Genomic DNA, 24,584 nt, shown 5'->3' with positions numbered 1-24,584 from the left:
GTTTAGGTATTTATTTCTCTTTCAGGTTCCCCTTCAGAAAGAGTTTCCATGATCTCTCGGAAACTCTCCAATCCTGCTTCAAGATTATCTATGATTTCACTCGCAAGAATGTCTGGATCAGGTAAATTATCAAGATCTGCAAGAACCTTATCTTTCAACCAAAAAATATCCAGATTGGTTTTGTCTCTTTCAATGATTTCATCATAGCTATACTTTCTCCACCTTCCTTCTATATTCTCTTCAGACCAGGTTTCTTTGCGCTTATTCCTGTTTTTGGAATTATAACAGTTAATGAAATCTCTCAAATCCTCTAACTGCAGTGGTTTCTTCTTTAATGTATGATGCACATTAGTTCTGTAGTCATATACCCAAACATCCTTGGTCCAGGCATCTCTTGAAGCTGGTTTATTGTCAAAAAACAGAACATTTGCTTTTACTCCCTGGGCATAAAATATTCCTGTAGGTAACCGTAGAATGGTATGAAGATCTGTGGTTTTCATTAATTCTTTTCTCACTGTTTCCCCTGCACCTCCTTCAAAAAGTACGTTGTCGGGTAAGACTACAGCTGCTTCTCCAGTAATTTTTAGAAGACTACGGATATGTTGAAGGAAATTGAGTTGCTTGTTACTGGTTGTTGCCCAGAAATCTTGTCGATTATAGCTTAAATCCTGCTTTTCCTGCTCACCTTCTTCATTAGTAATGGTCATACTACTCTTCTTGCCAAAAGGAGGATTTGCAAGCACGTAATCCACCCTTATTCCCTCATCTGAAATAAGTGCGTCATTAGGGGAAATAAAGGTCTCTCCATCTATCTCACCTATATTATGAAGAAACATGTTCATAAGGCATAACCTTCTCGTTCCTGCTACTATTTCATTACCCGAAAATGTGTCATTCTTTAAATAAATCTTTTCCTCTTTGTTGAGGTTATGATGTTTGGTGATGTAATCATAAGCAGCTAAAAAGAAACCACCAGTGCCGCAACTGGGATCGTGAATTTTTTTATTAGGTTCTGGAGCTACACATTCTACCATAGTCTGGATTAATGCCCGGGGAGTAAAATATTGCCCTGCACCACTTTTTGTATCGGCAGCATTTTTTTCCAGTAAACCTTCATAAATATCACCTTTGACATCGGCTCCTACCATTGTCCACTGTTCCTGACCAATCATATCAATAACCTTTAGTAGCTTGGCAGGATCCTGGATCTTGTTTTGCGACTTGGTAAAGATCTGGCCGAGAATTCCTTTTTCTGAAGCCAGGGACCTCAGCATTTGTGTATAAAAAGCCTCCAATTCTGCTCCCCTTTTTTTACTGAGGGTGGGCCAGTCACAAAATTCTCCATCAGTTATTTCATTACCTTCCGTATCCTTTATTTTAGGTAAGTCAATCTGTTTATTATACGGAGGTTTAGTCATTTCATCTGCCATTTTTAAAAATAACAGATATGTGATTTGCTCCAGATAATCGCCGTAACCTACCCCGTCATCACGAAGTACACCTGCAAAATTCCAAACCTTTGATATTAATCCGTTTTCGTTACTCATTACTTTCTGTTACTTGATTTCTTTGTACTGTTTTTCCCGTTGCTTTCTCAACGGCATAGATTATTGACTCCTTTCGATCATTAAGAAAATCATCGAAGCTGTCCTTTTCCAGTAATTGTTTATTTACAAAATGGCTCCTCAGAATTTCCTGTAGCCTTTTGTCATCTATTTGCCCTTGTTTTTTTACCGTTGCAAGATATACAGAAGGCGCTCTTCCACCAATCATTCGGTTAGTTCTTGCAGTTAGTGGCGTCTTATTAAGAATACTATTATAAGTTGCAGGTTTAATCCCATTCTCCTCACACCATTTTTGCGGGAATATATGATGTACATCGATGGCTTCATCGTAATAATTTGTCCATTCTACCTCATCTCCAGATTTGAAGTCTTTAGCGCCATTCTGCATCTGAAGCACAAAAATTCCCTTGTATGCAGCACTATTTCTGGTCCTAAGGGTCCACAACCTGTCCTCTGCAAAATAGGCATCCTTGATAGTTGTAGGTTCTTCCCCTCCTTTTATCCAATCCACAACCTCAACTGCGTCTTTAGCAAAACGGGTCTCATTTGCACCACCATAAAGTTCTCCCAGGATTCCATTCCAGTACCAGCGCATAATTTTTTGCTTCACTCCATCATTAGAAAGTTCATTTTCCAGTCTTCCGATAATTACTGAAAGAGGTACTAATTGTGTAGAATAGGGAAGATCTCGGCTTTTAAAGATCTTATTCTTTTTAAGCATCTTTCCTGCTTCTACAAAAGCTTGAGTAGCAATGGAAACCCACTTCTTGTAAGTCTCCAGATCAAGCTTAAGAACATCTTTCTTTTTACAGGTTACTGCAGGAAGATTTTCGGGAGTTACTCCACGTTTTGCAGCTTCTTCCTTCCGATTAATAGAAGCAAAAAGAGTAATAGCTTGTAAAAGTTCATTACTGCTGAGGTTGCAGATGACATCATGCTGCTGGAAAATCTTTTGACGTTTTTCCCAATCTTCTCTAAGATTAAATTCATCAGCAGCAAAAGTAGCAGTTAGAAGTTCAAAAACTGTGAGGGAAACACCGCCGGTATTTACCTTTTCAAAAACCTGACAAACAGCATCCTTTGGGTTATGCTTCAGCATCTTTATTACAGGTAGCTGATAACTTTCAAATCTCTTAATGACATTGCCTTGAAAATTCTGGAAAGTTTTAATTCTCTCTTTGTCGTAGTTCCAGTATTCCATATAACCGTTTAGCCATTCTGTGGAATTGAGCACCTGGTTAACCGGGAACATCAGGTTTTCATACTCTTTTTCAGCAGTCGAAAGATCCAGTATTATATCCCGTCCAAAATTGCGGGTTATTTTCTTTTCTTCCGGAATGGAAAGAATGGCATCAAACATATCTCCATTAGGATTTAGAGCCTGCTTAATGTCAAAGTAGTACCACCTCTTAATTGCTTTTTGTTTATGGTCTTTGGTGTCAACTACCAGGGAGGAATATAATGTTTGAAAAAGGGTGGTAAGTCTTTGTTGACCGTCAAGAATAAAGCTTTCAGGATAACCATTTGAATCAGCACCGTGTATAGCGCGAGGCTTAAATCGAACGTCCGGATTTCCTGTTTCTAATAACATAATAGCACCTATAGGATAAGAGACCCCTATACTCGCAATTAATCCTTTTACCCGTTCATCATCCCATACCCAACCTCGTTGAAAATCGGGCAACTGAATTTTTCCATCATTGATGGACTTTAAAATATCATTTAGCGGTGACTTTGAAGAGTCAAATGTTTCCTGAATCATACTTCTTCTGCAACTTTAGGTTCTTTTTCTTTATTTTTAATCCTCTCCAGAAGCTTCTCTGCAGGCTCCCAATCTGGTTCTTTCCTGCAGGAGTTAAGCTCCTGTTCGGAAAGTAATTTTCCTTCAAATGCTTTTTTCAGGATACTTTGTCTCAGTGCCTCTGATCTTTGTAGGTCTTCATCAATATCTGTCACTAACTTTTCACAAACTGAAAGACGGGAATCCAACTCCTGGACTATTTGGTTTTGCTCCTCCATTGAACAAAAAGGAATTACTAAATTTTCGAGGGTAGTTAAATTTATATTTTTCTGAGCTGTGGCAGGAGCGTAGGCTTCTATTCTCAATTTTGCTGATCGAAAAAAATATTCGACATATTTGGCATTAATTATTCCCGTGAAGGGAGTAAAACCAACAACACTGTCCGGGAAACAAGCATCAACTCCTAAAAAACCAGTTTCAGCTATATTGGCGGCTATGGTAATACACATAGTGCCTTTTGGCCAAAGTTTGCTTTGAGCCAGTCCTGTTTCATTGTAGGTTTGGGAATATTCTGTTATTATATCTTGTGCTTTGACATCTCCAGTTTGAATGAAAGGATATTTCCCCCCAAAAAGGTTCTTGTCATTCCGGGGTCTATGCTTTGATTTTCCCCTTCCCATTACGCCAGCATGGGAGAGAAAGTTATAAAGCCAGGAGCTAGGCACAGAAGAGAGCTTTTTACTCTCTTCTTCAGTTAAAGGTTGAACTGCCTTTAATTTTTTAGGTTTTCCTGGTTTCCTTCCCTTTTTTCCAGTTGATTCCCATTTGGCGAAAGAGTTTTCCCATTCCAGTAATTGATGTTCATAGTATTTCAATCGTTCTTCTTCAATCTTGTTTATTAGATCTTCTGCTGTAGGTAGTTGGCTCTGTTTCCTCCGCCATTCTCTGGTAACCTCCCCTTCAAAAGCTCTCTTCAGGACAGCCTGCTTATAAATTCCCAGCTTCGCCTTAGCTTGTTTGAGATTGGTAAGGCCATTATCCAGTTCACTTAACAATTGTTCTATTTTAGCCACTATCGCTCTTTGTTCGGGAAGAGGAGGTAGAGGAATTTTTTTCTTAGAGTACAAAGATATCCAGTACCTTTTATGGGTGTCACTGCGCACTCTCAAGGTTTGCATACCATAAAAAACAAACTTTATATTTACAAGTTCAGATGCAGGAGAAAGAATCTTCATGGCTGAAGATTTCACCTTGAAAGGGAAATTAACATACTTTGAAGCTGTAGTAAAGTCATCAAAAATTATTGTTGGAAGATTACTATAGATCCCCTCAACTTCATCAGTATAACCTTTTATGAAAGTTTTTCCCGGAGTAAGGACGGGTGTTTTAAACTTGTCATTATATGCAGTGCTTTTTACAATGTAATTCGTCGGCTGCACGTAATCCAGCAGCCAACCTAATTCAGCATTTATCCAACTATTTTTCATTCTAAACCTGTGAGATATTTCTCCAGGATCTTCCAATCCTGATTATTTAATTCTTTTCTTTTCCATCCTACCAATTGAGCATGAATTCTTATTACCGGAAGCCAACCGTTTTCAATGCTCCATGCATCCTTCACCATATCCCTAAAAGCTCTTTGCCTAAGCCGATTATCTTGTTTTTCTTTACCAGGTTTTTCAGGAAACAGAGGATCAGGTGATTTGAGGAAGTAAAAACCACTCTTTTTGCTTCCCGGTTTCACTTGTTTCTCACAGAGCTTTTTGTACAGAGAAAGGTCAAAGCTTTTCCATTTTTCATAAAGTGGGCTTTCCAAAGTTATGGCACGAAATTGATTAAAATGCTGTTCTTCGTCATACTCCACAATTTGCAAGTAAGGTGAGAAGATCAATACATCAGCTTCCTGCCTGCTCATTTTAAGATTGGCTTTGTTCCTAATTATTACCTCATCCAAATCCAATTCTGCACCGTTTATCTTTCGGTATACCTCAGCTAAAAAGTGCCAGGTGTTTGGAAATTGTTCCGGTAAAGGGGTGCTCTTAAGACCGGGAATGCTTTGGGAGCAACTGAATTCTAAATTTTCGCCCTTGATCTCCTGTACCAATTCTCCTATCTGCCGATAAAAGTTAATTTTTACATTTTCTTCAGGTTTCGGTTTTTTCTCTCTTTTTAGAGTGCCAGTTTCTTCTGAGGGTGTAGTTAATGGTTCCTGGTCGGTGGTGCTATTCAAGTAAGGCAAGAAATTATATAGTCCGTTTATGACGGATGATTCTGCACTATTTAACGGGTTACCCTTTTTGGCCGATAACTTTTCTTTTAATTCAGTTTTGGAATATTGAACCAATGACTTTGGTTCATCAATTATTTCAGGAAAACTTTGCAGGAAAATATTCTCAAGATTCATCAATGCATTCAGTCTTATCTGTGGACTTTTCAACCCTTTGCTGAGGTGATCTTTTTTATAGAGATCTTTCAATTGTGCCCACTCCTTACTCATCGCTCAAAAGTACCTTGTTTATGCGGCCAAAGCCTCATTAAGATCGTCAATTATTTTCTCCATATCATTACCGAATAATTGCCACATCATTCCCCTGCCACCTTTAGAATCAAAGGGAGTATAATCAAGATCCTCAACATCTAAGTGGAAACTGCTGGAAACATGGTTTTTGATCATTCGCAGCCACTCCATTTGTTCTTCATTAAATTTATTGTGCTTTCCCGCATTTTGCCGAAATACCCAGTTCTGAAAATTTTTATCTACAACACTGCTGTACGGCGTTAACTGCTTATCTATTTCTGTGACCCTTCTTATAAGTGAAACCAGAGCAACTAATTCGTCTTTCGGATTATCACCCTTTACTTCTTCAATTTGTTCATAAGCCTCCCAAACATAACTTGGAGCCAATAATGGTTTTTCCTGCTTCAGCTTCTGAAGTAAATTTTTGATCATGGTAAAAGTTAGTTCCCTTCTTCTGTACGGTTGATCATAAAAGATACTAAGGGCAGTTATCTCGTCTTTATGTTCCTCTATATAAACCTTAAAATCTTCAACAACTGTCTTTGCTTTATCTTTTGAAAAAGAATCCCACTCGGCTCTTATAAGCTGATCCTGATTGATGTTGTCAATGATCTGTTCGTGCACCCGGCGTATATTTTCGATATAGTCATTAAGTTCTCCAGTAAAGGGTGTAGCTGCATGGTGTCTTAGGTCTTGGAGCTTTTGTTTAATTTCCTTCTCGATTTCGGCAGGTGGATCTCCTTGCCTATCCCTGGTGACGGTATCTTTTATATTTTGAATGGTGTCAGGATCATAAGCATTTAAAAGGCTTTTCACTGTACCATTCATACTTTTACCACCGGAAAGTTCAGTGAACCTTTCTTTTTCCTCATCGGTCAGTTGCTTATCCAGCCTAATGAGCCTGTTTGCTAAGGAGGTAAACAGATCTTCATCCTGGTGCCCAAAGGCTACTGCTCCTAAAAGATCTTTTAAAGGCGTTGTTGGTTTTCTTTCAAGTGGACGACTATCTGTTTTTTTAGACTTAGTGGCACCAATAGCATCAATAATGACGAAGTGACTTTTGGTATGAACAGCTGTGCGGGTCACCTTTTTAAGGTCATCAAACTTTATAGTTCTGGTGCCCCGCCCTTTCATTTGCTCAAAGTAGTTAATGCTTTTTACATCTCGCATAAAGAGCAGAATCTCCAGTGGTTTTACATCTGTACCAGTGGCTACCATATCCACAGTAACAGCTATTCTTGGTGCCCAGGAATTCCTGAATCTATTCAAGACAGACTTTGGATCATCATCAGCTTTGTACGTTATCTTTTTACAGAAGTCATTGCTTTCTCCAAATTCTTCCCGCACAATCTGAATGATGTCGTCTGCATGACTATCAGTTTTTGCAAAGACCAAGGTTTTTGGCACTTCATATTCTCCGTCTTCATTTAACCTTTTCGGAAATATTTCTTCCTTAATGGCTCTCTTGAACTCTTTGATAATTAGTCTTATTTGACTTGGATTGACAGCATCTTTATCCAGTTTATTGGAGGTATAGCTATAATCTTCGTCTAGCCGTTCCCATCTTTTTCTTCGCGTAAGCTTTTCCCTTTTATCTACAAATTCCTTAGCCCTTATATTACCGCCTTTTTGAGAAACTTCAGTTTCAATAGTGTATACATCATAAGGCACATTAACTCCGTCAGCTACAGATTCTTCGTAGGTGTACTCACTTACCACATTTTGATTAAAGAATCCAAAAGTTCTCTTGTCTGGAGTTGCGGTGAGCCCCACCAAGAAAGCATCATAATATTCCAAAACCTGCTTCCAAAGATTATAAATAGATCGGTGAGCCTCATCTACAATGATAAAATCAAATTGTTCAATGGGATTTTTTGCTGAATATTCTACAGGTATGGGATCTTTTTTCTGCCAATTATATGAAGATTCGTTTGGGTTCTTTTCTTCTTCAGCTTCATCCAGCTCTTTCCCCTGTAGAACAGAATATAATCGCTGAATTGTAGAAATACAAACCTGACTATCTGAAGCAATGTAGCTTGAACTTAATCGTTGAACATTGTAGAGTTCAGTGAATTTTCTGTTATCATCGTTTGGTTGATACTTCAGAAACTCCTGTTCAGCCTGTTCTCCCAAGTTTTTCGTATCAACCAGAAAGAGTATCCTTTTTGCATTGGCATACTTCAATAACCTATAGGTGAAAGTACAGGCAGTAAAAGTTTTACCGGCTCCTGTGGCCATTTGAATCATTGCCTTTGGACGATTCTCTTTGAAAGATTTTTCCAGCTTTTTTATAGCGTCAATTTGAGCATCCCGTAGTCCTTGTTCTGGTAAAAGAGGCATCTTTTTTAGCCTCCCCCGAAGTGTGGTCTTTTGATTGTGCCAATTTGCTAAAGTGCCGGGTTGATGGAAATGAAAAACAGGACGGGAACGGGGCTTTGGATCCCGGTAATCAGTAAACCGTGTAACTGCCCCTGTACTTTCATAGACAAATGGCAGGGGTTCATTGTTGAGGTACTTTAGTTTGCTATTCGCATAACCACTGGATTGATCTTCTGCAACAGTAAGTCGCTCTCCTTCTTCCTCACGTTTTGCTTCTATAACTCCCACAGGAGTTTGATCGACAAAGAGAACATAATCTGCGGGACCAATATCTGTTTGATATTCCCTTACTGCAATACCAGAAGCGGTGTAAAGATTCACTTTCTCCTTTGACTGCACTTGCCATCCTGCAGAAATCAACATCTGGTCAATGTTGTCTCTTGCTATTTGTTCGGGATGTTGGTTGAGGTTTGGTTGCATAAAAAGTTATTGGTAAAATGCCTACCTATTATTCTAATGTTTTTATTATTACTGGAAATTATTATAAGGTCTGGTACTAAAATTTAGCTGCCAATTACTATGTTCTGTAGGGTGAGAACGACATAGAATTGAAGATAATAAAGTTAAAAAAATTAACACGAATAATCATTCAAATTTTTTTTAAAAAATTTGCAGGTTTACTCATACGCAATGTTCCCTGTGGCAAGCCCCTAACTTCATCTTTGCAGGGGACATCCCCCCGCCCTCTATTATCAGTAATCAAATTTCACGGCCAAAAAGAAAACCAAGGTGATAGCTGTGCTTTCTTCTGGATAGAAAAAGATCTGAAGCAAGAGGTTAATACAAACTCAAAAATCAAACATTATGGTTAGAATCATTAACTACAAAGAAAGAGTAAGAGAGGACGGAGAACCCTTTTTCGTACTTGAGCTGCAAGGAGGAATTCAGATGGTAAAATCTCAGCAAACCAACAAATTTTATGTGACAGCTAAGAAAGCCACAATTCCGTCTACATTTGACGAAATCACATGTAAGGCTTTAATTGGAACTGAGCTTCCTGGGACAATTAATAAGGTGCAATGTGATCTTTATGAATACACCATTAAAGATACGGGAGAAGTAATTCAGTTGGATTACAGGTATGAGTATTCAGAGGAGAAGAAATCTGAGCCTATTCAGGAAGAAGACCTCAATCGGGCTACTGTTGAAGATATTCTCAAGATGAGTAATACACGCAGCTTTTCAGCTAACGGCGTGGAGTAAATTTGATGAGCATTAGCAGACCAGTTTCTGCTAATGCTTCTTAAAAACCAGAGAGATGAGAGAAATTAATATAAGTGAAATACGAGTTTCGTATTCAAATGAAAATCGTGAAAAAGTAAGTATCCATGGTAGTGGATCAGCCTATAGGATTTTATTAGCCTGTTGGGATAAATCTACTATGGAACTTCAGGAAGAGTTTAAAATACTACTTCTCAATAGAGCCAATCGGGTGCTAGGTGTAAACACAGTATCTAAGGGTGGAGTAGCTGGAACTTTAGTGGATCCAAAACTGGTTTTCAATGTGAGCCTTAAATGCAATGCCTCCGCAATAATTCTTGCCCATAACCATCCTAGTGGGAATTTAAATCCAAGTATCAATGACAAGCAACTCACCAAAAAACTCAAGAGTGCAGGCGAGTTTCTGGATATAAAAGTACTTGATCATTTAATAGTAACACCTGAACATTATTTCAGCTTTGCTGACGAGGGGATTTTATGAATTTACGAATGCGTGCATGAGCCAAGTTAAAGTGATTTTGGGACATATTCCAGCAACTGTAAAATTTCAAGATAATTATAATAGCCTTTTCTTTATGATGTGCTAAGGAGCATATACCGGGGGGAGAAGAGGGAGCTTGAAATTAAAGAGTTTTTTGGAATTTGTCCCTTTTACGTATTAAATATTGTCCTGGAAAACTTCAGGAATGACATAAAAGAATATTAAATATTTCCTTATAATAGCGAAAATTTAACCTAAATAATATCAGCACCTTTTCATCTTCATCCATAAAAGAACTTTTAAGCCTTAGCAATGATGACTTGTATACTATGGATAAAATTCATTGGTGGCTTTTAAAATTTAAGGAATCTTACCAATTGTTAGATGAAAAAGAACAAAGCAGATATGTTGCTGAACTAGAAGATGGTTCAGTTGCAAGGTTGCCTCCATTCCAGACACCCAATGAAAAACAGGTCTTCTTGTGCATTTATGAGGCTCTGGACACCATTTCAGATTTTCATAGAAATGAGGAATATTATCAGAGAGAACTCGTAAGGTACAAATCAATATCAAAAGCTGACACTCTTTCCCTAAAAAAATGGGTTGCTGATAATGAAAAATTAGGAGCTGAAGATTACGATTGCTTCCTACTTGATTACCTTGACTACTCAGATACTCCGAAACATCTCAGTATCTTTTTCTTGTATGCTAAAGACTTAAACTTTTATGTAAATAGGAAGAATTTCAAGTACACACTAATATTTTTAGAAATTTTCCAGGATCTTTATTGGAATCAAGATATTCTACAAAGATTTGCTTGAGGAAAAGCCAGGGTAAGCCGTAGATAAACCTTAAAATTTAAAAAGTTCTACTATACTTACTTCGAGCCCTTGGGCTACTCTGTTTAGAGTTGCTAACGTGAAATTAACCCTACCAGATTCCAGACGGGACATGTTGGATTTCTCAAAATTACATTTAGCAGCCAATTCTTGTTGAGAAATATTCTTGATTTGCCGGATCTCCTGAATACGTTTACCTACTTTTTTCTGTAAGGTTTCATCTCTCATTTGGTTGTCATTAAACGACAACTCAAAAATTGATATATATTTGCCTTACTTGGTTATCACAAACTACAACTTGTAAATCTTCACATCATGCTATATAAAATGCCACTCCTATTTCTACTATTCTGTTCTTTTAGCTATTCACAAACTGGACATAACATCAAAGATATTGATACTGCTTTGAATAGAGTTTTTTCTGAGTATAAACTGAATATTGTAGAAAAGTTTACTGATCCAGATTCCGATAATATCCTGTACACTATTAATGGTATAGGTAATAATGCTGAAGCTTTTGACAAATACGATAAAACTCAAATAGAAATCTCAGTCTTTCAACAAGGGAGTAATAAGAATTTCACCTATGTGGTAATGGAAACAATAATTTCTACACCTAGTTTTTCCACTGAAAAGAAATATAAATTTCTCAACCAATGGTCTGGTCCACCTGCTAGGGTGCATGTTTCCTGGGTAAATGAAAATAGAGTCAACTTATCAATTACGGATATAATTATGACTACAGGAGATTCATATCCACGTCTCCAGGATGCTATGATTTCACTTTTCGGTGGCTTGTATGACCTAAAAAACAAATTGAAATGAAAAAAACATTACTCTTTATTCTTAGTATTACATTTGTCTCCTGCCAAAATGAGGATCTGGAAATTATAGTCGAAAAAAATGATTGTGGTTGTATACAAGAAGTTTTTACCCAGTTTCCTACGTTATACGATACATACTGTTATGAAAAATTCCAAGACTGTAACAAGATCATTAGTGATTCTGAAGTTCTGGTAAAACTACAAAATACAAATCCAGTCATTGTGAAAAATTTCTCACGTACAAATGTTTATGAGATTTTGATTCAAAAAGATGTTGGTGGATCTGTTTCTTACCAGGTCTATAATCTCGAACCTACTTCTATGTTCTATATAGGATGTACTCGGCAGTTTGATGTGGAAATCCGCAGTCAGACCTTTAATGGCCTTGGCCAAGGAAACTTAACTTGTGAAGATCAAGTTCAAATTTCAGAGATGACTAATGTTGAGGTGAAATATAAGATACATAAAATTGAGAAACTGAAAGAATACTAATGCCTTAGATGAAATGGAATTGCATGAAAAAAACTGTGTAAAAATAAAAGAAGCATATTACACGGTCGGTTGGCATATGGATGTTGCACCTTCAGGTTTTGATAATTATTGTGATGACGTTTTCTATAAAGTTACAAAGTAGGCAACAGAAATAATATTAATTTAGAAATGAAACTGTTTAAATTAGAAAGTTAAAAATGCAGAAACTGCAGGAATTGCAGGTTTTGTATAAGTTGCGGTTCTAAGGAATTGGGACTAACATAGGATCAACAAATTGGCGAAAAAGTGAAAAAATATGAAAAAGAAAAGAAGCTCAATTTTAAATAACCCTTATGTATGTCTACAAAAGAAAGAAATTGCAATATAATGCAATTCAGTTTCTACGGTCTCATAATCAGGTGGTCCCTGGTTCGAGTCCAGGTGGGACCACTTTTTAGCTCTGAAAAGCCCTATAAACAGTACGTTTGTGGGGCTTTTTTTTAATACATGGGCGGAGAGAGGGGCGGAATAAATAAATAATTGTTCCAACATATTAGTATATTGCATAATCCTAATTCCCTTGTAGATAGCAGTATGATAACCGACCCTTCTAATTTAGAGTTCATTGATACTAAAGAATTAAAGTTTTCCCACACTAAAGAAGGGGTAGTAGCCAAGTACCAGAACAAAAAGATCATCATAAGTAATTTAACCATTTCCAAAAAGGATAATTTTACGGATGACAAATTACTTGCCCTAGCAAAAGGAACTTTTCAGCTCCAATGTGCTGTAAGAGGTTGGCCAGTTCATAAAGTTGAAAAATCTTATCCTGTTTCACCAAAGCAGGCTAATGATTACACTCCATTTTCCAAGTATGTTTCAGATGAAATATTTGAAAAATATATTAAGAAGGGAATATGGCAATTAGGAACAATTGAACAATACAAAACTATTGAGAACAAAAAGCAGAGAGATGAATTTGAGGGGATATCTTATTTAAACTTGGATATCAACGAGCATCTAGTAAGTGTTCTTTGTACTTCTGGATATAATTATCTTATTTTCTGCGGAACCAATTCTAGCGGTTCTACTAATCATCAAACTCAATTCGGAGGCAAAGAGTTGTTCTTCCCTAATGTCCGATCTTTTGCTGAGGCTGTTAAGAAGAGCATTAACGCTAAAAGATATTTTATCCAGAAAATCGAATATAATACATTCAAATTCTATGTTAATAAGAATTCTATAATCGATTCTCAAATTGACCTCAATAATGTTCTCACACCGAGATTCTTTGAAGTTTTAAAAGATCATCTAGTTTACCCGAGCCTTTTTGTTAAACCTGAATTTTTTACTCCTGAGAATGAAGTTCGTATTGTCTTTGAAATGCCTAAGGATTATAAAAAGCCTTTAAGGTTTGAAAATAGGCAGCTGTTAGATTACATTAAATATTGAATCAGGATTTAAAGAGACAAATTTCACTTTGGGGTGATAAATGTCTAAAATTTTAGACTAGCTTAAAAAACTTAAAGTATGACAAAGTTTAACTTAGGATTTATATTCACTAGAATTTTTCTTCAAAAGAGGATTGAAATTTCTGAAAACATTTCAATAATACCATTGTCCAACACTGGCAGTAACGGTCTAATAACTGATATTCGAAACAAGTTAAATGAAATTGGTTATCCCCTTTCCCAATCTGATTACATCCAGTTTTTGACTAATCATGCAGATACTGGCCAATCTATTCTACTTGAGTTACGATCCATTGAAGCTAGTGAGTTCAACGAGGCAATAGATAAATATGAAGATGAAGCTATAAGATTAGTAAATAATTTAGCAGTGATAAGTTTAAATCCGCCACAACTAATTCTTTGTTACGCCCTAAGTTCTTCAGTCCAAAATGGAGTGAAATTTTTTGTTCCTAAAGATCGAAAAATTAGTCACGCTACAAACATTCCAGGGTTTCTTGATGCCATTCCTGATTTAGTCAAAGAATCCAATGAAAACCCTAAGTTTAGATTGTTAATATCACTTTTTAAAAGCGCACTAGAACAATCCAATTGGAGAAATAAAGCTCTATACTTATTAATATTATTTGAAGAAGCTTCAGACAATGAAACAGGATCATTGGCGGCAAGATTAAAGTCACACTCAGAAAAACAAGGATATTTTGGTGATTTAGACCTTATCGCTCAAGAAATCGGAGTAAGTATACCTGAAGGAAAAAGTGTAATTGACCTTGTAGTTAAACTAAGAAATTCTGCTACCCATAACGGAACCATCACCGAAGAATCACTAAATGAATTTAACGGGGATTGGGTTGTTCCCATCATAAAAGAATCAGAGAAATTTGTTACCCTGCTAATTGAGAGTGCTAGATATATGTTGATGACTTTAGTTGGTCACGACAGAAATTCAAAAGCACTAAAAATCACTGGTACTACTGAAATAAAATTTGAATAAATTTTTGATAATCCCGAGTCCCAAAACTTTTCCTTAGGCTTGGTTCTTTGGAAAATGGTCTTCAGATACTTTTGTTTTTATCATCTAACCTTCTATAAAGGGGAAGAGTTTTTCTATTGAGGTCTATCATCTTAATTTTTAGGAATGGCTGTTCTCTGTGATCCTTTACCTCAAATTCCTTCAGAACTGCATTTAAACGCTTAAACTGATCTGTGAACTCTGTAGTGGTATAAAAGTCGGTGTAAAGCTCTGAAACACGCTTAGAGCAGTTCCAGACCTGACATTTTAATTAATATATTCGTAGAAGAGAATGAGTGCAGCAGCGTTTTTGCTTTGTATGATGTTCATCGATTAATGCAATAAAATCATTATAAAAATGAATCTTCGAAAAATCGTACCCGTTTTAGGCATTTTTGCCTGTGTCGCCTGTAAAAATTCTGAGGTAAAAGAAGAAAAAGTTTCTGTTGAAGAGGAAGAGCTCATGGAGGCTTCTGCTTTTCAGGATACCATACAGGGCAAAGGAGTCACTCTTAATAAAATAGAGAATGGGGATTTGACCGCCTATTTTACGAACTACGGGGCCAGGTTAGTAGGTTTATGGGTGCCCAATGAAGACGGGGAGCTAACAGATGTGGTGGTAGGCTTTGGAGATATTGAGGGGTACCTGAATTCCACTGAAGCTTATTTTGGAGCTACCATTGGCCGCTATGGAAACCGAATTGCAAAAGGCAGGTTTTCGCTAGACGGCGAGGAGTATCAACTTCCCATAAACAATGATCCCAACACCCTTCATGGCGGGAAAAGCGGTTTTGAAGACAAAGTCTGGGAGGTAGAACAACCCAATGACAGCACTCTGATTTTCTCCTATACTTCACAGGATGGGGAGGAAGGATTTCCCGGTAACCTTGAAACCACAGTGACCTATGCGCTTACAGATGATAACGCGCTGCGTATTACCTACGAGGCAACGACCGATGAGAAGACTGTTGTTAATCTTACCAATCACGCTTTTTTCAATCTTAATGGCGAAGGCAGTGGCAGTATCCTAAATCATGATATGAAAATTTTCGCCGATAGATATACTCCCGTAGATAGTACGCTTATACCAACCGGTGAACTGGCCAGCGTGGAAGACACTCCTTTTGATTTTCGGGAGACTAAAACCATTGGTAAAGATATTAATGAGAACAATACACAGCTGGAAAACGGACAGGGATATGATCACAATTTTGTCCTGAATGGCGCGTATGGAAAAATGCGCCCGGCGGCCATCGTGACCGGAGAGAAATCTGGAATTACGATGGAAGTTTTCACCCAGGAACCAGGAATACAGTTTTACAGCGGAAACTTCATGCAGGGGGAGAACACCTTCAAAAATGGCAGTAAAGATGATCAAGATGATCATAGAACTGCTTTTGCCCTGGAGACACAACATTTTCCTGATGCTCCAAACCAGCCCGATTTTCCCAGTACCGTCCTGGAACCTGGTGAAAAATATCAGACTGTTTCAATCTATAAATTTTCTGTAGCTGAAAAGAAGCCGAAAAAATAATGCGTTAAACCAATTAGATGTTATTAGTAGGATTGTTCTAGAATATATAGGCTTAAGAATAGCTAATAATTAAGCTCTTTTTGAGATGCTGTCACTCATCCTTCTTCCTGCTTCTGTAGTACAATTTCTCAAAAGGTACGCTGCTTACGCCGTGGAGGACTGTAGAGGCAAAAACAATAAGGCTGGGGATGATCCAGGCCTTATCAAAAGATGCAGCTTCTTTAGAATGTAAAGCATAATAAAGGGCGGCAACACCTATGGGGCCAAACCATCCCATAAGAAGAACGTCTTTAGTCTTTCCTTTAAACATAGGCAACAACGGAATCATTGCCAAAAGAGCGGGAATCCGCCGCAGGAAAATGATGAAAAGTACAATATAAAAACCTGTCCAGCCCAGCGAAAACCACTCCTGCCATGGAAGTATGAGTCCAAAGATAAAATAAGCAGGGATGGTAAATATACGCTCCATAGATTCCTGTACTCTTTCTTCCTTCAGGTCTTCATCTTCAGAGATGGTTCGCCTAAATGCCAGTCCGCCAATAAAAACTGCAATGATGCCATTCATCCCCAGTAGATCGAGTCCGGAAAGCAGGATCAAAGAGAGGGAAAGGGAAAAGGGTAAAACAGTTTTCTCGTTCATAAAACCTCGTTTATTGGCATGATGCAGAGCTCTCCCTGCAAAATGACCAACGCCGTATGCGATGATACTGCAGAGTATGGTTTCATATAAAAGGGTATGGGTGATCCATTTTTCCAGGGGAAAACTTTGGGAATTCAATAAAAATATTCCAAAAAATACAAGGGGAAAGGCCAGTCCGTCGTTTACTCCGGCTTCAAAAGACAAGGTATTCCGCACCCGTTCAGGAAGGTATTTTTTCGCTTTGTCCCCGGTTACCAAGGTAGCCGCTACAACAGGATCTGTAGGAGTGATGATGGCGCCCAGCAGGAGACATTCGGCCAGGGAGAAATCAAAAATCCAGTAGAAAATGCTGCTGCTGCTTATCCACATAAGGACCATTCCAAGAATGACGAAAGGTAGTTGGGTTTTTTTATGGCTTCTGAAGAAGCTTTTAGGAAGCCGTAGTGCAGTGGCCATTAATGCCACAGCCATAGTGAATTCACAGGTTCTTTCCAGGATATAAAACTCCTGGCTGGTATCTGTCTTTAAAAAATTTATCCCGTCGGGGCCCAGGATGACAGCAGTAAGCATAGCAAGCAGCGGCTCTGTGATCGAGATGTTCTCAAACTTCTTGAATAGAGCTCCCGAAATAAGTATAAGCAGTGCAATTATAAAAACGACCAGCATTAAATCCATAGTTCGGTAAAAGTGGTTTTAAATAAATTCTTTTCCTCTTATAATGTACATTTTTTAATCTTCTGGACGAAGCCTGCTATCAAAAAATGACATTTGTAATGATCTTTTTGAAAGTTAGATAACTCGATAGAAAATAAATTTTAAATATCACGCAACCTTTTCCAGTTTTCAGGTCATATAAGTAGATACAAACTTAAAATCTAAAAAAATGAAAAAATTAGTTTTGCTGTTGAGCTGCGTATTTCTTTTAAACAGTTGTGAAGTTGATGATGATGGCCCTAAATTTATTTCCTACTATTCCGAAGTGAGTGAAATTGATCTTCCCGCTTATTTTGAAGAAAATGAGCAGTATGAAATCGAGGTCACTTATTTATTACCAACCGAATGTCATCAACCCGTAGGACTGGAAGTGAGCAGAGGAGGGTCTACCGGTGAAGATTACCGTGATATTTATGTGGTGGGCGTTTCCAGAATGGATGCTTCTTTAGGTGAGTGCGGTGAGGAAGGTACAGACGTACCTGCAACGGCCTCTTTTTTCATCACCATTGACAGGGATGAACCTTATACATTTTATCTTTGGGAAGGTATTGATGAAAACGATGAGAACATCTTCACAGAAATTGAAGTTCCTGTTGGCGAGCCGGAGCCAAGTGAAGGAGATACTGAATAACAACCATTTGAAGTAATATGAAGAAGAAGCTTTCCAGGTGAGTTTAAAAAGACTCATAGCTCAATGCAGAAAGCAGGATAGAAAGGCCCAGGAAAAGATATACCGTGAATATTCCGGCAAATTCTTTACCCTGTGCCTTAAATATTCTGCTAACTATGAACAGGCTAAAGACAACCTGCAGGACGGCTTTATTAAAATTTTTCAGAATATTTCACAGTACAAGGGCAAAGGTTCTTTTGAGGGCTGGATGACCCGGATCATGATCAATACATCCCTGAAAAAATTCCAAAAGCAAACTGTTTACCTTACAATTGATGAAGAACAGCTTGAAGATCCTGAAGTGGAGGTGGATGATCAATTCTTTAACGTAGACCTGCTTATAAAGCTGGTGCAGGAACTGCCAGAGCGTTACAGGCTGGTTTTTAACCTGTACACTATGGAAGGCTATTCTCACAAACAAATTGCAAAAGCATTGAACATCACCGAAGGTACTTCTAAATCAAACCTTGCGAGGGCGCGACTCAAACTTAAGGAAAAGATCGAATCTCTGCAGCACAGCAAATTGGAGGAAGGATATGGAAAATAAGAAAAAGATAGGTGATATTTACCGTGAGAAACTACGGGATGTGGAGACAACTCCGCCGGCAGATGCCTGGGAAAATATCTCGGCGGCGCTGGATGAAAAGCAGCAAAAAAGCACATTTTTGCCAATCTGGTTAAGGCTTGCGGGATGTGCAGCCCTCCTGGCCATTATAATTATCGGGTTCCTGTGGCCTGCTTCTACGCTAAAGCCTTCTTCGGAACCGGCTTTTGCGGTGCCGGTAGAGAGAAATTGGAATACTATTGATCCCGTTTCACCCTATTATAAAGAAACCATGTTGAGATCATCTATTTTGCTGGAAATGTTGATGAATCAAAGCCGAAAAAGTAATGCCGCGGAAGAAATTGCATCAAAAGAGGAGTATCAGGCTTCAAATAATGCGGAAAAAGTGTTGGCCGAAACTCAGGAAAGCGAAGTAGTAATACCGGGATCAAAGGAAGAGCCTTCAGCTTCGGAAGTTGCAGAAAAAGAGCCTATCCTCCCTGAAGAAACAGAACTTTTCGAGGCGGTTAAGGGTGGTAATGAAATCGAACAGGCCTTTGCGGAAAAAAATACTTCAGAAGAAAAAACTGTCAAAAATGTCATTTCAAAGAGGTTTAGTGTGACTCCCACTGCAGGAGCTGTGTACTTTGACCATCCTGGCACTGGGAATGCTCTTACTGCGCAGTTTGCAGGACAAGAAAGTAAAGGACAGGTTTCTATGGCTTACGGGGTAAGCCTAGCGTACCAGGTTTCAGAAAAGGTGAAAATAAGAACCGGTGTAAGTAAAGTGGAACTGGGACAAAATACCACACAAACCAGTTTTGCTTCGGCAATGAATTCTACTTTAACAGTGGTAGATCCTGAGGACACCTCTTCTCCCGCCACCGGTAACCTGCAACAAAAAATGGGATTTATAGAAATTCCCATGGAAATGGAATATAATCTCTTTAAAAAGCGTTTTGGGCTCAATCTTATTGGCGGCGCCAGTGCATTGATCCTGGATAAAAACGATGTTTCTCTTGATTCACCTTATGCAACCATGCGCACGAGCGAAGCAAATAACCTGAACAGCCTTAGCTTTAGTGCAAACTTAGGATTTGGATTGGATTATGACATTTCAAATGACTTTCAGCTGAATCTTGAACCAATTTTGAAATATCAGCTCAACACTTTTAAAGATGCTCCCGGAGTAAAACCTTATTTCTTTGGGATATATTCGGGGCTTAGTTATAAATTCTAAAAATATAATAATTCAGGAAATGTAATATTTATAATTATGGGATTAATTATATAGAAATGAGTCCTTTAAATTTGAAATTAGACAAGGCTTACCTTTTTGCGACCATTTTGCTGTTTATTACTGAAGTAGTAATTGCACTTTTTGTTCGGGATAAGATCGTTCGGCCTTACGTGGGCGATTTTCTTGTGGTAATGTTATTATATACTTTTTTAAGAAGTTTCTTCAGGGTTTCTGTCCTTAAAGCCGTGCTTATAGCACTACTCTTTTCTTATTTCATTGAGATCCTGCAGTATCTCAATCTTACCGGTTTACCGGGGTTGGAGCATAAAAAAATTGTACTGGTGGTTCTTGGGAGCCACTTTGAATGGATAGATATGTTCATTTATACCTGTAGTGCCGCAACAATTTATGTGTTTGAAACCTACGGAAGAAAGATACAGGACAAACCAGGAAACCAGTTTCTTGTTTAAATCTTTTGTTTAATATTCCTTAATAAGCTGGTTCCATTCCATGGATTTAAGAGTGGAAACCAGAAGAGGATCTATAATTTCTACAAGCGGTGATCCTTTTGGAAAACTGTAGCTGTAATAATCCCTTTTTAAGCTCCGCTGAATCACTTCCAGGTCGTCTCCTGCTTGTCTTCTTGCTATTTCATACTTTAAAAGAGGTTGGTCATAAACAAAAAAGGTGGTTTCCTTACTAAGTAATTGTTCGATTCCTTCCCGGGTATTGGCCACTTTCTTACTTTGCACATTGTATTGATCCAGTAATTCCTGTGAACTGGAGTTTTCAACGGTAACTACTTCAAATCTGCCAAGATCTTCAACAGAGGTAATTTCATCGTTGATGTTTTGCACGGTGAGTGAAGAGGCAATTCCCGCAGTAAGGCTGGAGATCATAATAATAGCCATAAACATCCATATGAAACCTACAATTCTACCGCCCAGCGTTCTTGGGGATTTATCTCCATAACCTACTGTAGTCATTGTTACGGCGCTCCACCAGAATCCCTGAAAAATTCCACGGGTACCATTTCCAAATTCTTCGTGGTTCTTTTTTCTTTCAAACAGCCACACTAAAAACCCAAAGATGAAGATGACACTCAGTAACACCAGGATAGCAGAAATGAAATTCCAGCTTAACAGGTTGGCAATATATCCCCACACTTTAGAACCCGATCGCTGCGCAATTCCTGTATAAGAAATAAAATAAGGCTGTGAGAAATCCATTCTTTTCATGCGGTTGTCGGTAACCGTAATAGGATTAATACTTAAATCAATCTCTTCTTTTTCAATTCCCTGCATTAGAGCTGTGAGGGACGGGTAGACTTTATACTCATATTCTGCACCCAACTTTTCATTTACCAGTTCCCAGGAGGAAATGCTAAGACCACTAAATTCTCCGTTTTCTTCTGTGACAAAGGGCGGCGTTGGTGTAATACCAATGCGCAATTTTTGAGTTTCAGAAGTAAGTGTATCCTGGGCCGAGACCGGTAATGACAGCAGAAAAATGATTGAAAAGGCAGCTATTAAAATGTTTTTCATCTTAGCGGGAGATTTAGTGTCAAACCTAATAAAATTAAGCAATGCAAGGCAAGAGCCTTTTATCTTGTTCAGCAGAAAGCACATTGTGAAGAGGATTTTTCTTTCTGTTCCGAAAAGACATGAACAAAAAGTGGCGGATATAAGGATCTTTTTTGTTTATTTTTGTAAGTAATTTCTTTTCTTGAGACTTACGTAAAAGCATTCTGTATATTTGGCTTTTAGAAAAGTAGGTGTAAAACCTTATTTTTGAGTGGAATAAATATCTTCCGAAGAAGCCAGATTACAGTATAAACTGAAGTTTGAACAGAAGTATGGTTATCAAAATAAGAACAATTTCTTTCTTTTTTGCTCTTTCTATTTTGCTGAACCTGTCTTCCTACGGGCAGTTTTCGCAGCATCCCCCAGCGCCCATGGCTCAGGATAATACGGGTTATGATTACCAGGATTGTGCTGATGAGGTGGAGGATGATCCCGGTTCGGGGCTTCCACCGCCGCCTGCACTTTGCATGCCTATAGATGATTATTTATTGCCGCTACTCTTTGCAGGTGTCCTTCTTGGAGCTTATAAAATGCGAAAATTCGAACAGATTTAAATAGCTTCTATTTTTCCAGTTCCTGTAGCCGCTTTACATACTTCCCAATAACATCAAATTCTAGATTGACAGTATCTCCTTCGTGCAGGTGTTTAAAGGTGGTATGTTCTAAAGTATATGGAATTATGGCAACACTAAAACGATCTTTTAGGGAGTTTACTACAGTAAGGCTTACCCCATTTACAGTAATTGAGCCTTTTTCAATGGTGAGGTTTCCTAAAGCAGGGTCGTACGAAAAGGTGTAAATTGTGCTTCCTTCCTGTTCTTCGATCTTTTCACAAATCGCTGTCTGGTCTACATGTCCCTGTACTATGTGACCGTCAAGCCTTGCCCCTAGTTTCATTCCTCTTTCCAGGTTTACTGCATCACCTTTACAGAGTTTACCTAGATTCGTCTTTTCCAGAGTTTCCTTTATCGCAGTAACGGTGTAATTTTGATCTTCCAGGTCCACCACTGTAAGACATACACCATTGTGTGCTACACTTTGGTCAATTTTAAGTTCCGGAGTCATTTTTGCTGCTACGGTGATGTTCAAATTATTTAAAGACTGCTCCAGCTTTACAATCTCCCCCAGTTCTTCAATGATTCCTGTAAACATTTTACTATTATATTAATTACCTTTGCGTGTAAAATTAAGAATAAAAACGGGGAACGAATTATGAAGCCAGCCGAAAAAATTAAAGTAGGAATTAGTATTGGAGATTTAAATGGGATAGGCAGTGAAATTGCTTTAAAGACTTTTGAAGATTCAAGAATGTTGGATTTTTGTACTCCTGTCATTTTCGCTTCCGCCAAACTCATTTCTTTTTTAAACAAGACCTTTAAATTTGATATCAAATTCCAGGGGATAGAAGATGCTTCACAAGCTGTTGACGGTAAAGTGAATGTTGTGAATGTTTGGAAGGAAACAGCGCCGGTACATTTTGGAGAAGAGGAAGCCATTGCAGGTGAATACGCCTTTAAATCTCTAGAAGCTGCGACCAACGCTCTGAAAGAAAATAAAATTCATGTGCTGGTTACAGCGCCAATTAATAAGCATAATATTCAATCGGAGAAATTTAATTTCCCGGGGCATACAGATTATCTCGCAAAAGAACTTCAGGGGGATAGCCTTATGTTTATGATCACTCCTGAAGCGGCAGGTTTAAAAGTTGGCTTACTTACAGACCATGTTGCGGTGAAAGATGTAGCTACTCACATAACTCCGGAATTGATTGAAAAGAAAATTAATATTATTTCCAAAACCTTGCAGCAGGATTTCCGCATAAGTCAGCCAAAAATAGCGGTTTTGGGAATTAATCCGCACAGTGGTGATGGTGGTGTTATAGGGAAAGAGGATGATGAGGTAATGAAACCCACCCTTGAAAAAATAAGGAATAGCGGAAAACTGGTTTTTGGTCCCTATTCTGCAGATAGCTTTTTTGGCTCTGGGAATTACAAAAATTTTGATGCTATCGTTGCGGCATATCACGACCAGGGGCTTATACCCTTTAAAACCCTTTCTTTTGGGCACGGAGTAAATTTTACTGCAGGTCTAAAAAAGGTGCGTACATCACCTGATCATGGAACCGCTTATGAAATCGCAGGAAAGAATAAAGCCGATCATCATTCTTTCAAAGAGGCTGTTTTTAAAGCAATCGATATCTTTAGAAACAGGATAGAATATATGGAACTCACCAAGGATGTCCTGAAAAAACAAGGTAAAAAGATATAAACATAAAATTGTTTATAAAGAAGTGCCAATTAATTAATTTTTATATCTTTGCACCCGCCTTATCCTAGCGGGTAAGGACTCGAAACTGATGATGTAATGAGGAAATTAAAAGAGTTTACAATCCCTTTTGTGGGATTAAAACTAGGAAAGCACCGGTTTGAGTACAGTATTGACAATAAGTTCTTTGAACATTTTGAATACGATGAGTTTAATAGTTCAAACCTGAAGGTTGATCTTCTATTGGAGAAGAAAACAACTATGATGGAGTTGAATTTTAAAGCATCGGGAACGGTAAATATTTATTGTGATCTTACGAGTGAACCTTATGACCAGCCTATTGACAGTGAATTGTTTCTGGTTGTAAAATTTGGTCAGGAGTATAATGATGATAATGAAGATCTATTGATTCTTCCGTATGGAGAATTCGAAGTAAATGTACAGCAGTATATTTACGAATTGATCGTGCTCGCCGTTCCGTCAAAACGAGTTCATCCGGGAGTTATTGACGGTACCTTAAAATCTGAAGTACTTGAAAAACTTGAGGAATTGAGTCCGGGAGAAAAAGAAGTAAAGAAAGAGGAAGATATTGATCCTCGTTGGAACAAGTTAAAAAATTTATTAAACGATTAATAATACGCAGCCATGGCACATCCTAAGAGAAAAATCTCTAAAACCAGAAGAGATAAGAGAAGAACACACTATAAAGCGTCTGTTCCACAAATAGCTACAGATCCTACTACAGGAGAGGCTCATTTGTATCACAGAGCTCACTGGCATGAAGGTAAACTTTACTACCGCGGTCAGGTACTAATTGATAATACTGAAGAAGTAGAGGCTTAATTCATTAGAGCTTTGAAACTCATACAAAACT

25 protein-coding genes are annotated in these 24,584 nt (G+C 38.0%); 16 read left to right on the top strand and 9 right to left on the bottom strand.

What is annotated here, in order from left to right; genetic code table 11:
* Positions 1-2: 2 nt before the first annotated feature.
* Genes ACOV1Q_RS01830 through ACOV1Q_RS01810 form a run of 5 tightly spaced genes read right to left on the bottom strand, consistent with a single transcriptional unit; the run spans position 3 to position 8,623 of the window.
* Entirely contained in the window at positions 3-1,547 is a 1,545-nt protein-coding gene (locus ACOV1Q_RS01830; protein ID WP_424492730.1) for a class I SAM-dependent DNA methyltransferase, read from the bottom strand.
* On the bottom strand, positions 1,540-3,327 hold the full coding sequence (locus ACOV1Q_RS01825) for a GmrSD restriction endonuclease domain-containing protein (RefSeq protein ID WP_424492729.1): 1,788 nt from the start codon (positions 3,325-3,327) through the stop codon (positions 1,540-1,542). Before ACOV1Q_RS01825 ends, ACOV1Q_RS01830 begins: the two co-directional genes overlap by 8 nt.
* Entirely contained in the window at positions 3,324-4,829 is a 1,506-nt protein-coding gene (locus ACOV1Q_RS01820) for a restriction endonuclease subunit S (protein ID WP_424492728.1), read from the bottom strand. Before ACOV1Q_RS01820 ends, ACOV1Q_RS01825 begins: the two co-directional genes overlap by 4 nt.
* The gene (locus ACOV1Q_RS01815) at positions 4,790-5,803 is read right to left on the bottom strand and encodes a DUF7255 family protein (RefSeq protein ID WP_424492727.1); all 1,014 of its coding nucleotides are present in this window, start codon (positions 5,801-5,803) and stop codon (positions 4,790-4,792) included. The genes ACOV1Q_RS01820 and ACOV1Q_RS01815 overlap by 40 nt, the downstream gene beginning before the upstream one ends.
* Positions 5,804-5,821: 18 nt before the next feature.
* Entirely contained in the window at positions 5,822-8,623 is a 2,802-nt protein-coding gene (locus tag ACOV1Q_RS01810; protein WP_424492726.1) for a type I restriction endonuclease subunit R, read from the bottom strand.
* Between the two features lie 384 nt (positions 8,624-9,007).
* Here ACOV1Q_RS01810 and ACOV1Q_RS01805 point away from each other — a divergent pair, with 384 nt between their 5' ends.
* The 3 genes from ACOV1Q_RS01805 to ACOV1Q_RS01795 all read left to right on the top strand — a co-directional run bounded on the left by ACOV1Q_RS01805 (position 9,008) and on the right by ACOV1Q_RS01795 (position 10,726).
* On the top strand, positions 9,008-9,406 hold the full coding sequence (locus tag ACOV1Q_RS01805; RefSeq protein WP_424492725.1) for a hypothetical protein: 399 nt from the start codon (positions 9,008-9,010) through the stop codon (positions 9,404-9,406).
* Positions 9,407-9,461: 55 nt separating this feature from the next.
* Complete coding sequence (locus ACOV1Q_RS01800) at positions 9,462-9,905, top strand: JAB domain-containing protein (protein ID WP_424492724.1); 444 nt, start codon at positions 9,462-9,464, stop codon at positions 9,903-9,905.
* 329 nt (positions 9,906-10,234) lie between these two features.
* The gene (locus tag ACOV1Q_RS01795; protein ID WP_424492723.1) at positions 10,235-10,726 is read left to right on the top strand and encodes a hypothetical protein; all 492 of its coding nucleotides are present in this window, start codon (positions 10,235-10,237) and stop codon (positions 10,724-10,726) included.
* Positions 10,727-10,756: 30 nt separating this feature from the next.
* Here ACOV1Q_RS01795 and ACOV1Q_RS01790 read toward each other — a convergent pair whose 3' ends face one another.
* A complete protein-coding gene (locus ACOV1Q_RS01790) occupies positions 10,757-10,972 on the bottom strand; it encodes a helix-turn-helix domain-containing protein (protein WP_424492722.1) in 216 nt (71 codons plus the stop codon).
* An 87-nt stretch (positions 10,973-11,059) separates the two neighbouring features.
* On the opposite strand from ACOV1Q_RS01790, the gene ACOV1Q_RS01785 reads away from it, so the two are divergent.
* From ACOV1Q_RS01785 to ACOV1Q_RS01765, 5 genes are all read left to right on the top strand, one after another.
* The gene (locus ACOV1Q_RS01785; protein WP_424492721.1) at positions 11,060-11,569 is read left to right on the top strand and encodes a hypothetical protein; all 510 of its coding nucleotides are present in this window, start codon (positions 11,060-11,062) and stop codon (positions 11,567-11,569) included.
* Positions 11,566-12,060 (top strand): hypothetical protein, encoded by a 495-nt coding sequence (locus ACOV1Q_RS01780; RefSeq protein ID WP_424492720.1) that lies wholly within the window; start codon positions 11,566-11,568, stop codon positions 12,058-12,060. Before ACOV1Q_RS01785 ends, ACOV1Q_RS01780 begins: the two co-directional genes overlap by 4 nt.
* Positions 12,061-12,633: 573 nt before the next feature.
* On the top strand, positions 12,634-13,491 hold the full coding sequence (locus ACOV1Q_RS01775; RefSeq protein ID WP_424492719.1) for a hypothetical protein: 858 nt from the start codon (positions 12,634-12,636) through the stop codon (positions 13,489-13,491).
* A 78-nt stretch (positions 13,492-13,569) separates the two neighbouring features.
* On the top strand, positions 13,570-14,502 hold the full coding sequence (locus ACOV1Q_RS01770) for a hypothetical protein (protein ID WP_424492718.1): 933 nt from the start codon (positions 13,570-13,572) through the stop codon (positions 14,500-14,502).
* Between the two features lie 376 nt (positions 14,503-14,878).
* Positions 14,879-16,054, top strand: a complete 1,176-nt coding sequence (locus tag ACOV1Q_RS01765) for an aldose epimerase family protein (protein ID WP_424492717.1) — start codon at positions 14,879-14,881, stop codon at positions 16,052-16,054.
* A 91-nt stretch (positions 16,055-16,145) separates the two neighbouring features.
* Here the strand turns inward: ACOV1Q_RS01765 and ACOV1Q_RS01760 are convergent, their stop codons facing one another.
* Positions 16,146-17,369, bottom strand: a complete 1,224-nt coding sequence (locus tag ACOV1Q_RS01760) for a cation:proton antiporter (RefSeq protein ID WP_424492716.1) — start codon at positions 17,367-17,369, stop codon at positions 16,146-16,148.
* Positions 17,370-17,577: 208 nt separating this feature from the next.
* Between ACOV1Q_RS01760 and ACOV1Q_RS01755 the strand changes: the two genes are divergently transcribed.
* From ACOV1Q_RS01755 to ACOV1Q_RS01740, 4 genes are read left to right on the top strand one after another with little or no spacing between them, the layout of a single operon-like run.
* Positions 17,578-18,039 (top strand): hypothetical protein, encoded by a 462-nt coding sequence (locus tag ACOV1Q_RS01755; protein WP_424492715.1) that lies wholly within the window; start codon positions 17,578-17,580, stop codon positions 18,037-18,039.
* A 37-nt stretch (positions 18,040-18,076) separates the two neighbouring features.
* Positions 18,077-18,625: an RNA polymerase sigma factor gene (locus ACOV1Q_RS01750; protein ID WP_424492714.1), complete on the top strand. Its 549-nt coding sequence runs from the start codon at positions 18,077-18,079 to the stop codon at positions 18,623-18,625.
* Entirely contained in the window at positions 18,615-19,862 is a 1,248-nt protein-coding gene (locus ACOV1Q_RS01745; protein WP_424492713.1) for an outer membrane beta-barrel protein, read from the top strand. Before ACOV1Q_RS01750 ends, ACOV1Q_RS01745 begins: the two co-directional genes overlap by 11 nt.
* A 56-nt stretch (positions 19,863-19,918) precedes the next feature.
* A complete protein-coding gene (locus ACOV1Q_RS01740; RefSeq protein ID WP_424492712.1) occupies positions 19,919-20,332 on the top strand; it encodes a ribosomal maturation YjgA family protein in 414 nt (137 codons plus the stop codon).
* 9 nt (positions 20,333-20,341) lie between these two features.
* On the opposite strand, the gene ACOV1Q_RS01735 is transcribed toward ACOV1Q_RS01740, so the two are convergent.
* Entirely contained in the window at positions 20,342-21,406 is a 1,065-nt protein-coding gene (locus ACOV1Q_RS01735; protein WP_424492711.1) for a transporter substrate-binding domain-containing protein, read from the bottom strand.
* 311 nt (positions 21,407-21,717) lie between these two features.
* Here ACOV1Q_RS01735 and ACOV1Q_RS01730 point away from each other — a divergent pair, with 311 nt between their 5' ends.
* On the top strand, positions 21,718-21,999 hold the full coding sequence (locus ACOV1Q_RS01730) for a hypothetical protein (protein WP_424492710.1): 282 nt from the start codon (positions 21,718-21,720) through the stop codon (positions 21,997-21,999).
* A 7-nt stretch (positions 22,000-22,006) separates the two neighbouring features.
* On the opposite strand, the gene ACOV1Q_RS01725 is transcribed toward ACOV1Q_RS01730, so the two are convergent.
* A complete protein-coding gene (locus ACOV1Q_RS01725) occupies positions 22,007-22,597 on the bottom strand; it encodes a riboflavin synthase (RefSeq protein ID WP_424492709.1) in 591 nt (196 codons plus the stop codon).
* Between the two features lie 60 nt (positions 22,598-22,657).
* On the opposite strand from ACOV1Q_RS01725, the gene pdxA reads away from it, so the two are divergent.
* The 3 genes from pdxA to rpmF all read left to right on the top strand — a co-directional run bounded on the left by pdxA (position 22,658) and on the right by rpmF (position 24,553).
* A complete protein-coding gene (gene pdxA, locus ACOV1Q_RS01720; RefSeq protein WP_424492708.1) occupies positions 22,658-23,713 on the top strand; it encodes a 4-hydroxythreonine-4-phosphate dehydrogenase PdxA in 1,056 nt (351 codons plus the stop codon).
* Positions 23,714-23,809: 96 nt separating this feature from the next.
* Positions 23,810-24,343 carry a YceD family protein gene (locus ACOV1Q_RS01715; protein ID WP_424492707.1) on the top strand — a complete coding sequence of 178 codons (534 nt, stop codon included), beginning with the start codon at positions 23,810-23,812 and terminating at the stop codon, positions 24,341-24,343.
* Positions 24,344-24,355: 12 nt separating this feature from the next.
* Positions 24,356-24,553, top strand: a complete 198-nt coding sequence (rpmF, locus tag ACOV1Q_RS01710) for a 50S ribosomal protein L32 (RefSeq protein WP_029033380.1) — start codon at positions 24,356-24,358, stop codon at positions 24,551-24,553.
* Positions 24,554-24,584: the final 31 nt, after the last annotated feature.

It is taken from the genome of Salinimicrobium maris, assembly GCF_049680855.1.
Classification (GTDB): Bacteria; Bacteroidota; Bacteroidia; order Flavobacteriales; family Flavobacteriaceae; genus Salinimicrobium.
Note: the sequence above shows the minus strand (reverse complement) of the source record. Positions and strands in the feature narration are given on the sequence as shown.

Excerpts from the sequence above, each read along its gene's own strand:
- ACOV1Q_RS01830 (WP_424492730.1), bottom strand. The coding sequence starts at position 1,547 with ATGAGTAACGAAAACGGATTAATATCAAAGGTTTGGAATTTTGCAGGT.
- ACOV1Q_RS01825 (WP_424492729.1), bottom strand. The coding sequence starts at position 3,327 with ATGATTCAGGAAACATTTGACTCTTCAAAGTCACCGCTAAATGATATT.
- ACOV1Q_RS01815 (WP_424492727.1), bottom strand. The coding sequence starts at position 5,803 with ATGAGTAAGGAGTGGGCACAATTGAAAGATCTCTATAAAAAAGATCAC.
- ACOV1Q_RS01810 (WP_424492726.1), bottom strand. The coding sequence starts at position 8,623 with ATGCAACCAAACCTCAACCAACATCCCGAACAAATAGCAAGAGACAAC.
- ACOV1Q_RS01805 (WP_424492725.1), top strand. The coding sequence starts at position 9,008 with ATGGTTAGAATCATTAACTACAAAGAAAGAGTAAGAGAGGACGGAGAA.
- ACOV1Q_RS01800 (WP_424492724.1), top strand. The coding sequence starts at position 9,462 with ATGAGAGAAATTAATATAAGTGAAATACGAGTTTCGTATTCAAATGAA.
- ACOV1Q_RS01795 (WP_424492723.1), top strand. The coding sequence starts at position 10,235 with ATGGATAAAATTCATTGGTGGCTTTTAAAATTTAAGGAATCTTACCAA.
- ACOV1Q_RS01790 (WP_424492722.1), bottom strand. The coding sequence starts at position 10,972 with ATGAGAGATGAAACCTTACAGAAAAAAGTAGGTAAACGTATTCAGGAG.
- ACOV1Q_RS01785 (WP_424492721.1), top strand. The coding sequence starts at position 11,060 with ATGCTATATAAAATGCCACTCCTATTTCTACTATTCTGTTCTTTTAGC.
- ACOV1Q_RS01780 (WP_424492720.1), top strand. The coding sequence starts at position 11,566 with ATGAAAAAAACATTACTCTTTATTCTTAGTATTACATTTGTCTCCTGC.
- ACOV1Q_RS01775 (WP_424492719.1), top strand. The coding sequence starts at position 12,634 with ATGATAACCGACCCTTCTAATTTAGAGTTCATTGATACTAAAGAATTA.
- ACOV1Q_RS01770 (WP_424492718.1), top strand. The coding sequence starts at position 13,570 with ATGACAAAGTTTAACTTAGGATTTATATTCACTAGAATTTTTCTTCAA.
- ACOV1Q_RS01765 (WP_424492717.1), top strand. The coding sequence starts at position 14,879 with ATGAATCTTCGAAAAATCGTACCCGTTTTAGGCATTTTTGCCTGTGTC.
- ACOV1Q_RS01760 (WP_424492716.1), bottom strand. The coding sequence starts at position 17,369 with ATGGATTTAATGCTGGTCGTTTTTATAATTGCACTGCTTATACTTATT.
- ACOV1Q_RS01755 (WP_424492715.1), top strand. The coding sequence starts at position 17,578 with ATGAAAAAATTAGTTTTGCTGTTGAGCTGCGTATTTCTTTTAAACAGT.
- ACOV1Q_RS01745 (WP_424492713.1), top strand. The coding sequence starts at position 18,615 with ATGGAAAATAAGAAAAAGATAGGTGATATTTACCGTGAGAAACTACGG.
- ACOV1Q_RS01740 (WP_424492712.1), top strand. The coding sequence starts at position 19,919 with ATGAGTCCTTTAAATTTGAAATTAGACAAGGCTTACCTTTTTGCGACC.
- ACOV1Q_RS01735 (WP_424492711.1), bottom strand. The coding sequence starts at position 21,406 with ATGAAAAACATTTTAATAGCTGCCTTTTCAATCATTTTTCTGCTGTCA.
- ACOV1Q_RS01730 (WP_424492710.1), top strand. The coding sequence starts at position 21,718 with ATGGTTATCAAAATAAGAACAATTTCTTTCTTTTTTGCTCTTTCTATT.
- ACOV1Q_RS01725 (WP_424492709.1), bottom strand. The coding sequence starts at position 22,597 with ATGTTTACAGGAATCATTGAAGAACTGGGGGAGATTGTAAAGCTGGAG.
- pdxA (WP_424492708.1), top strand. The coding sequence starts at position 22,658 with ATGAAGCCAGCCGAAAAAATTAAAGTAGGAATTAGTATTGGAGATTTA.
- ACOV1Q_RS01715 (WP_424492707.1), top strand. The coding sequence starts at position 23,810 with ATGAGGAAATTAAAAGAGTTTACAATCCCTTTTGTGGGATTAAAACTA.
- rpmF (WP_029033380.1), top strand. The coding sequence starts at position 24,356 with ATGGCACATCCTAAGAGAAAAATCTCTAAAACCAGAAGAGATAAGAGA.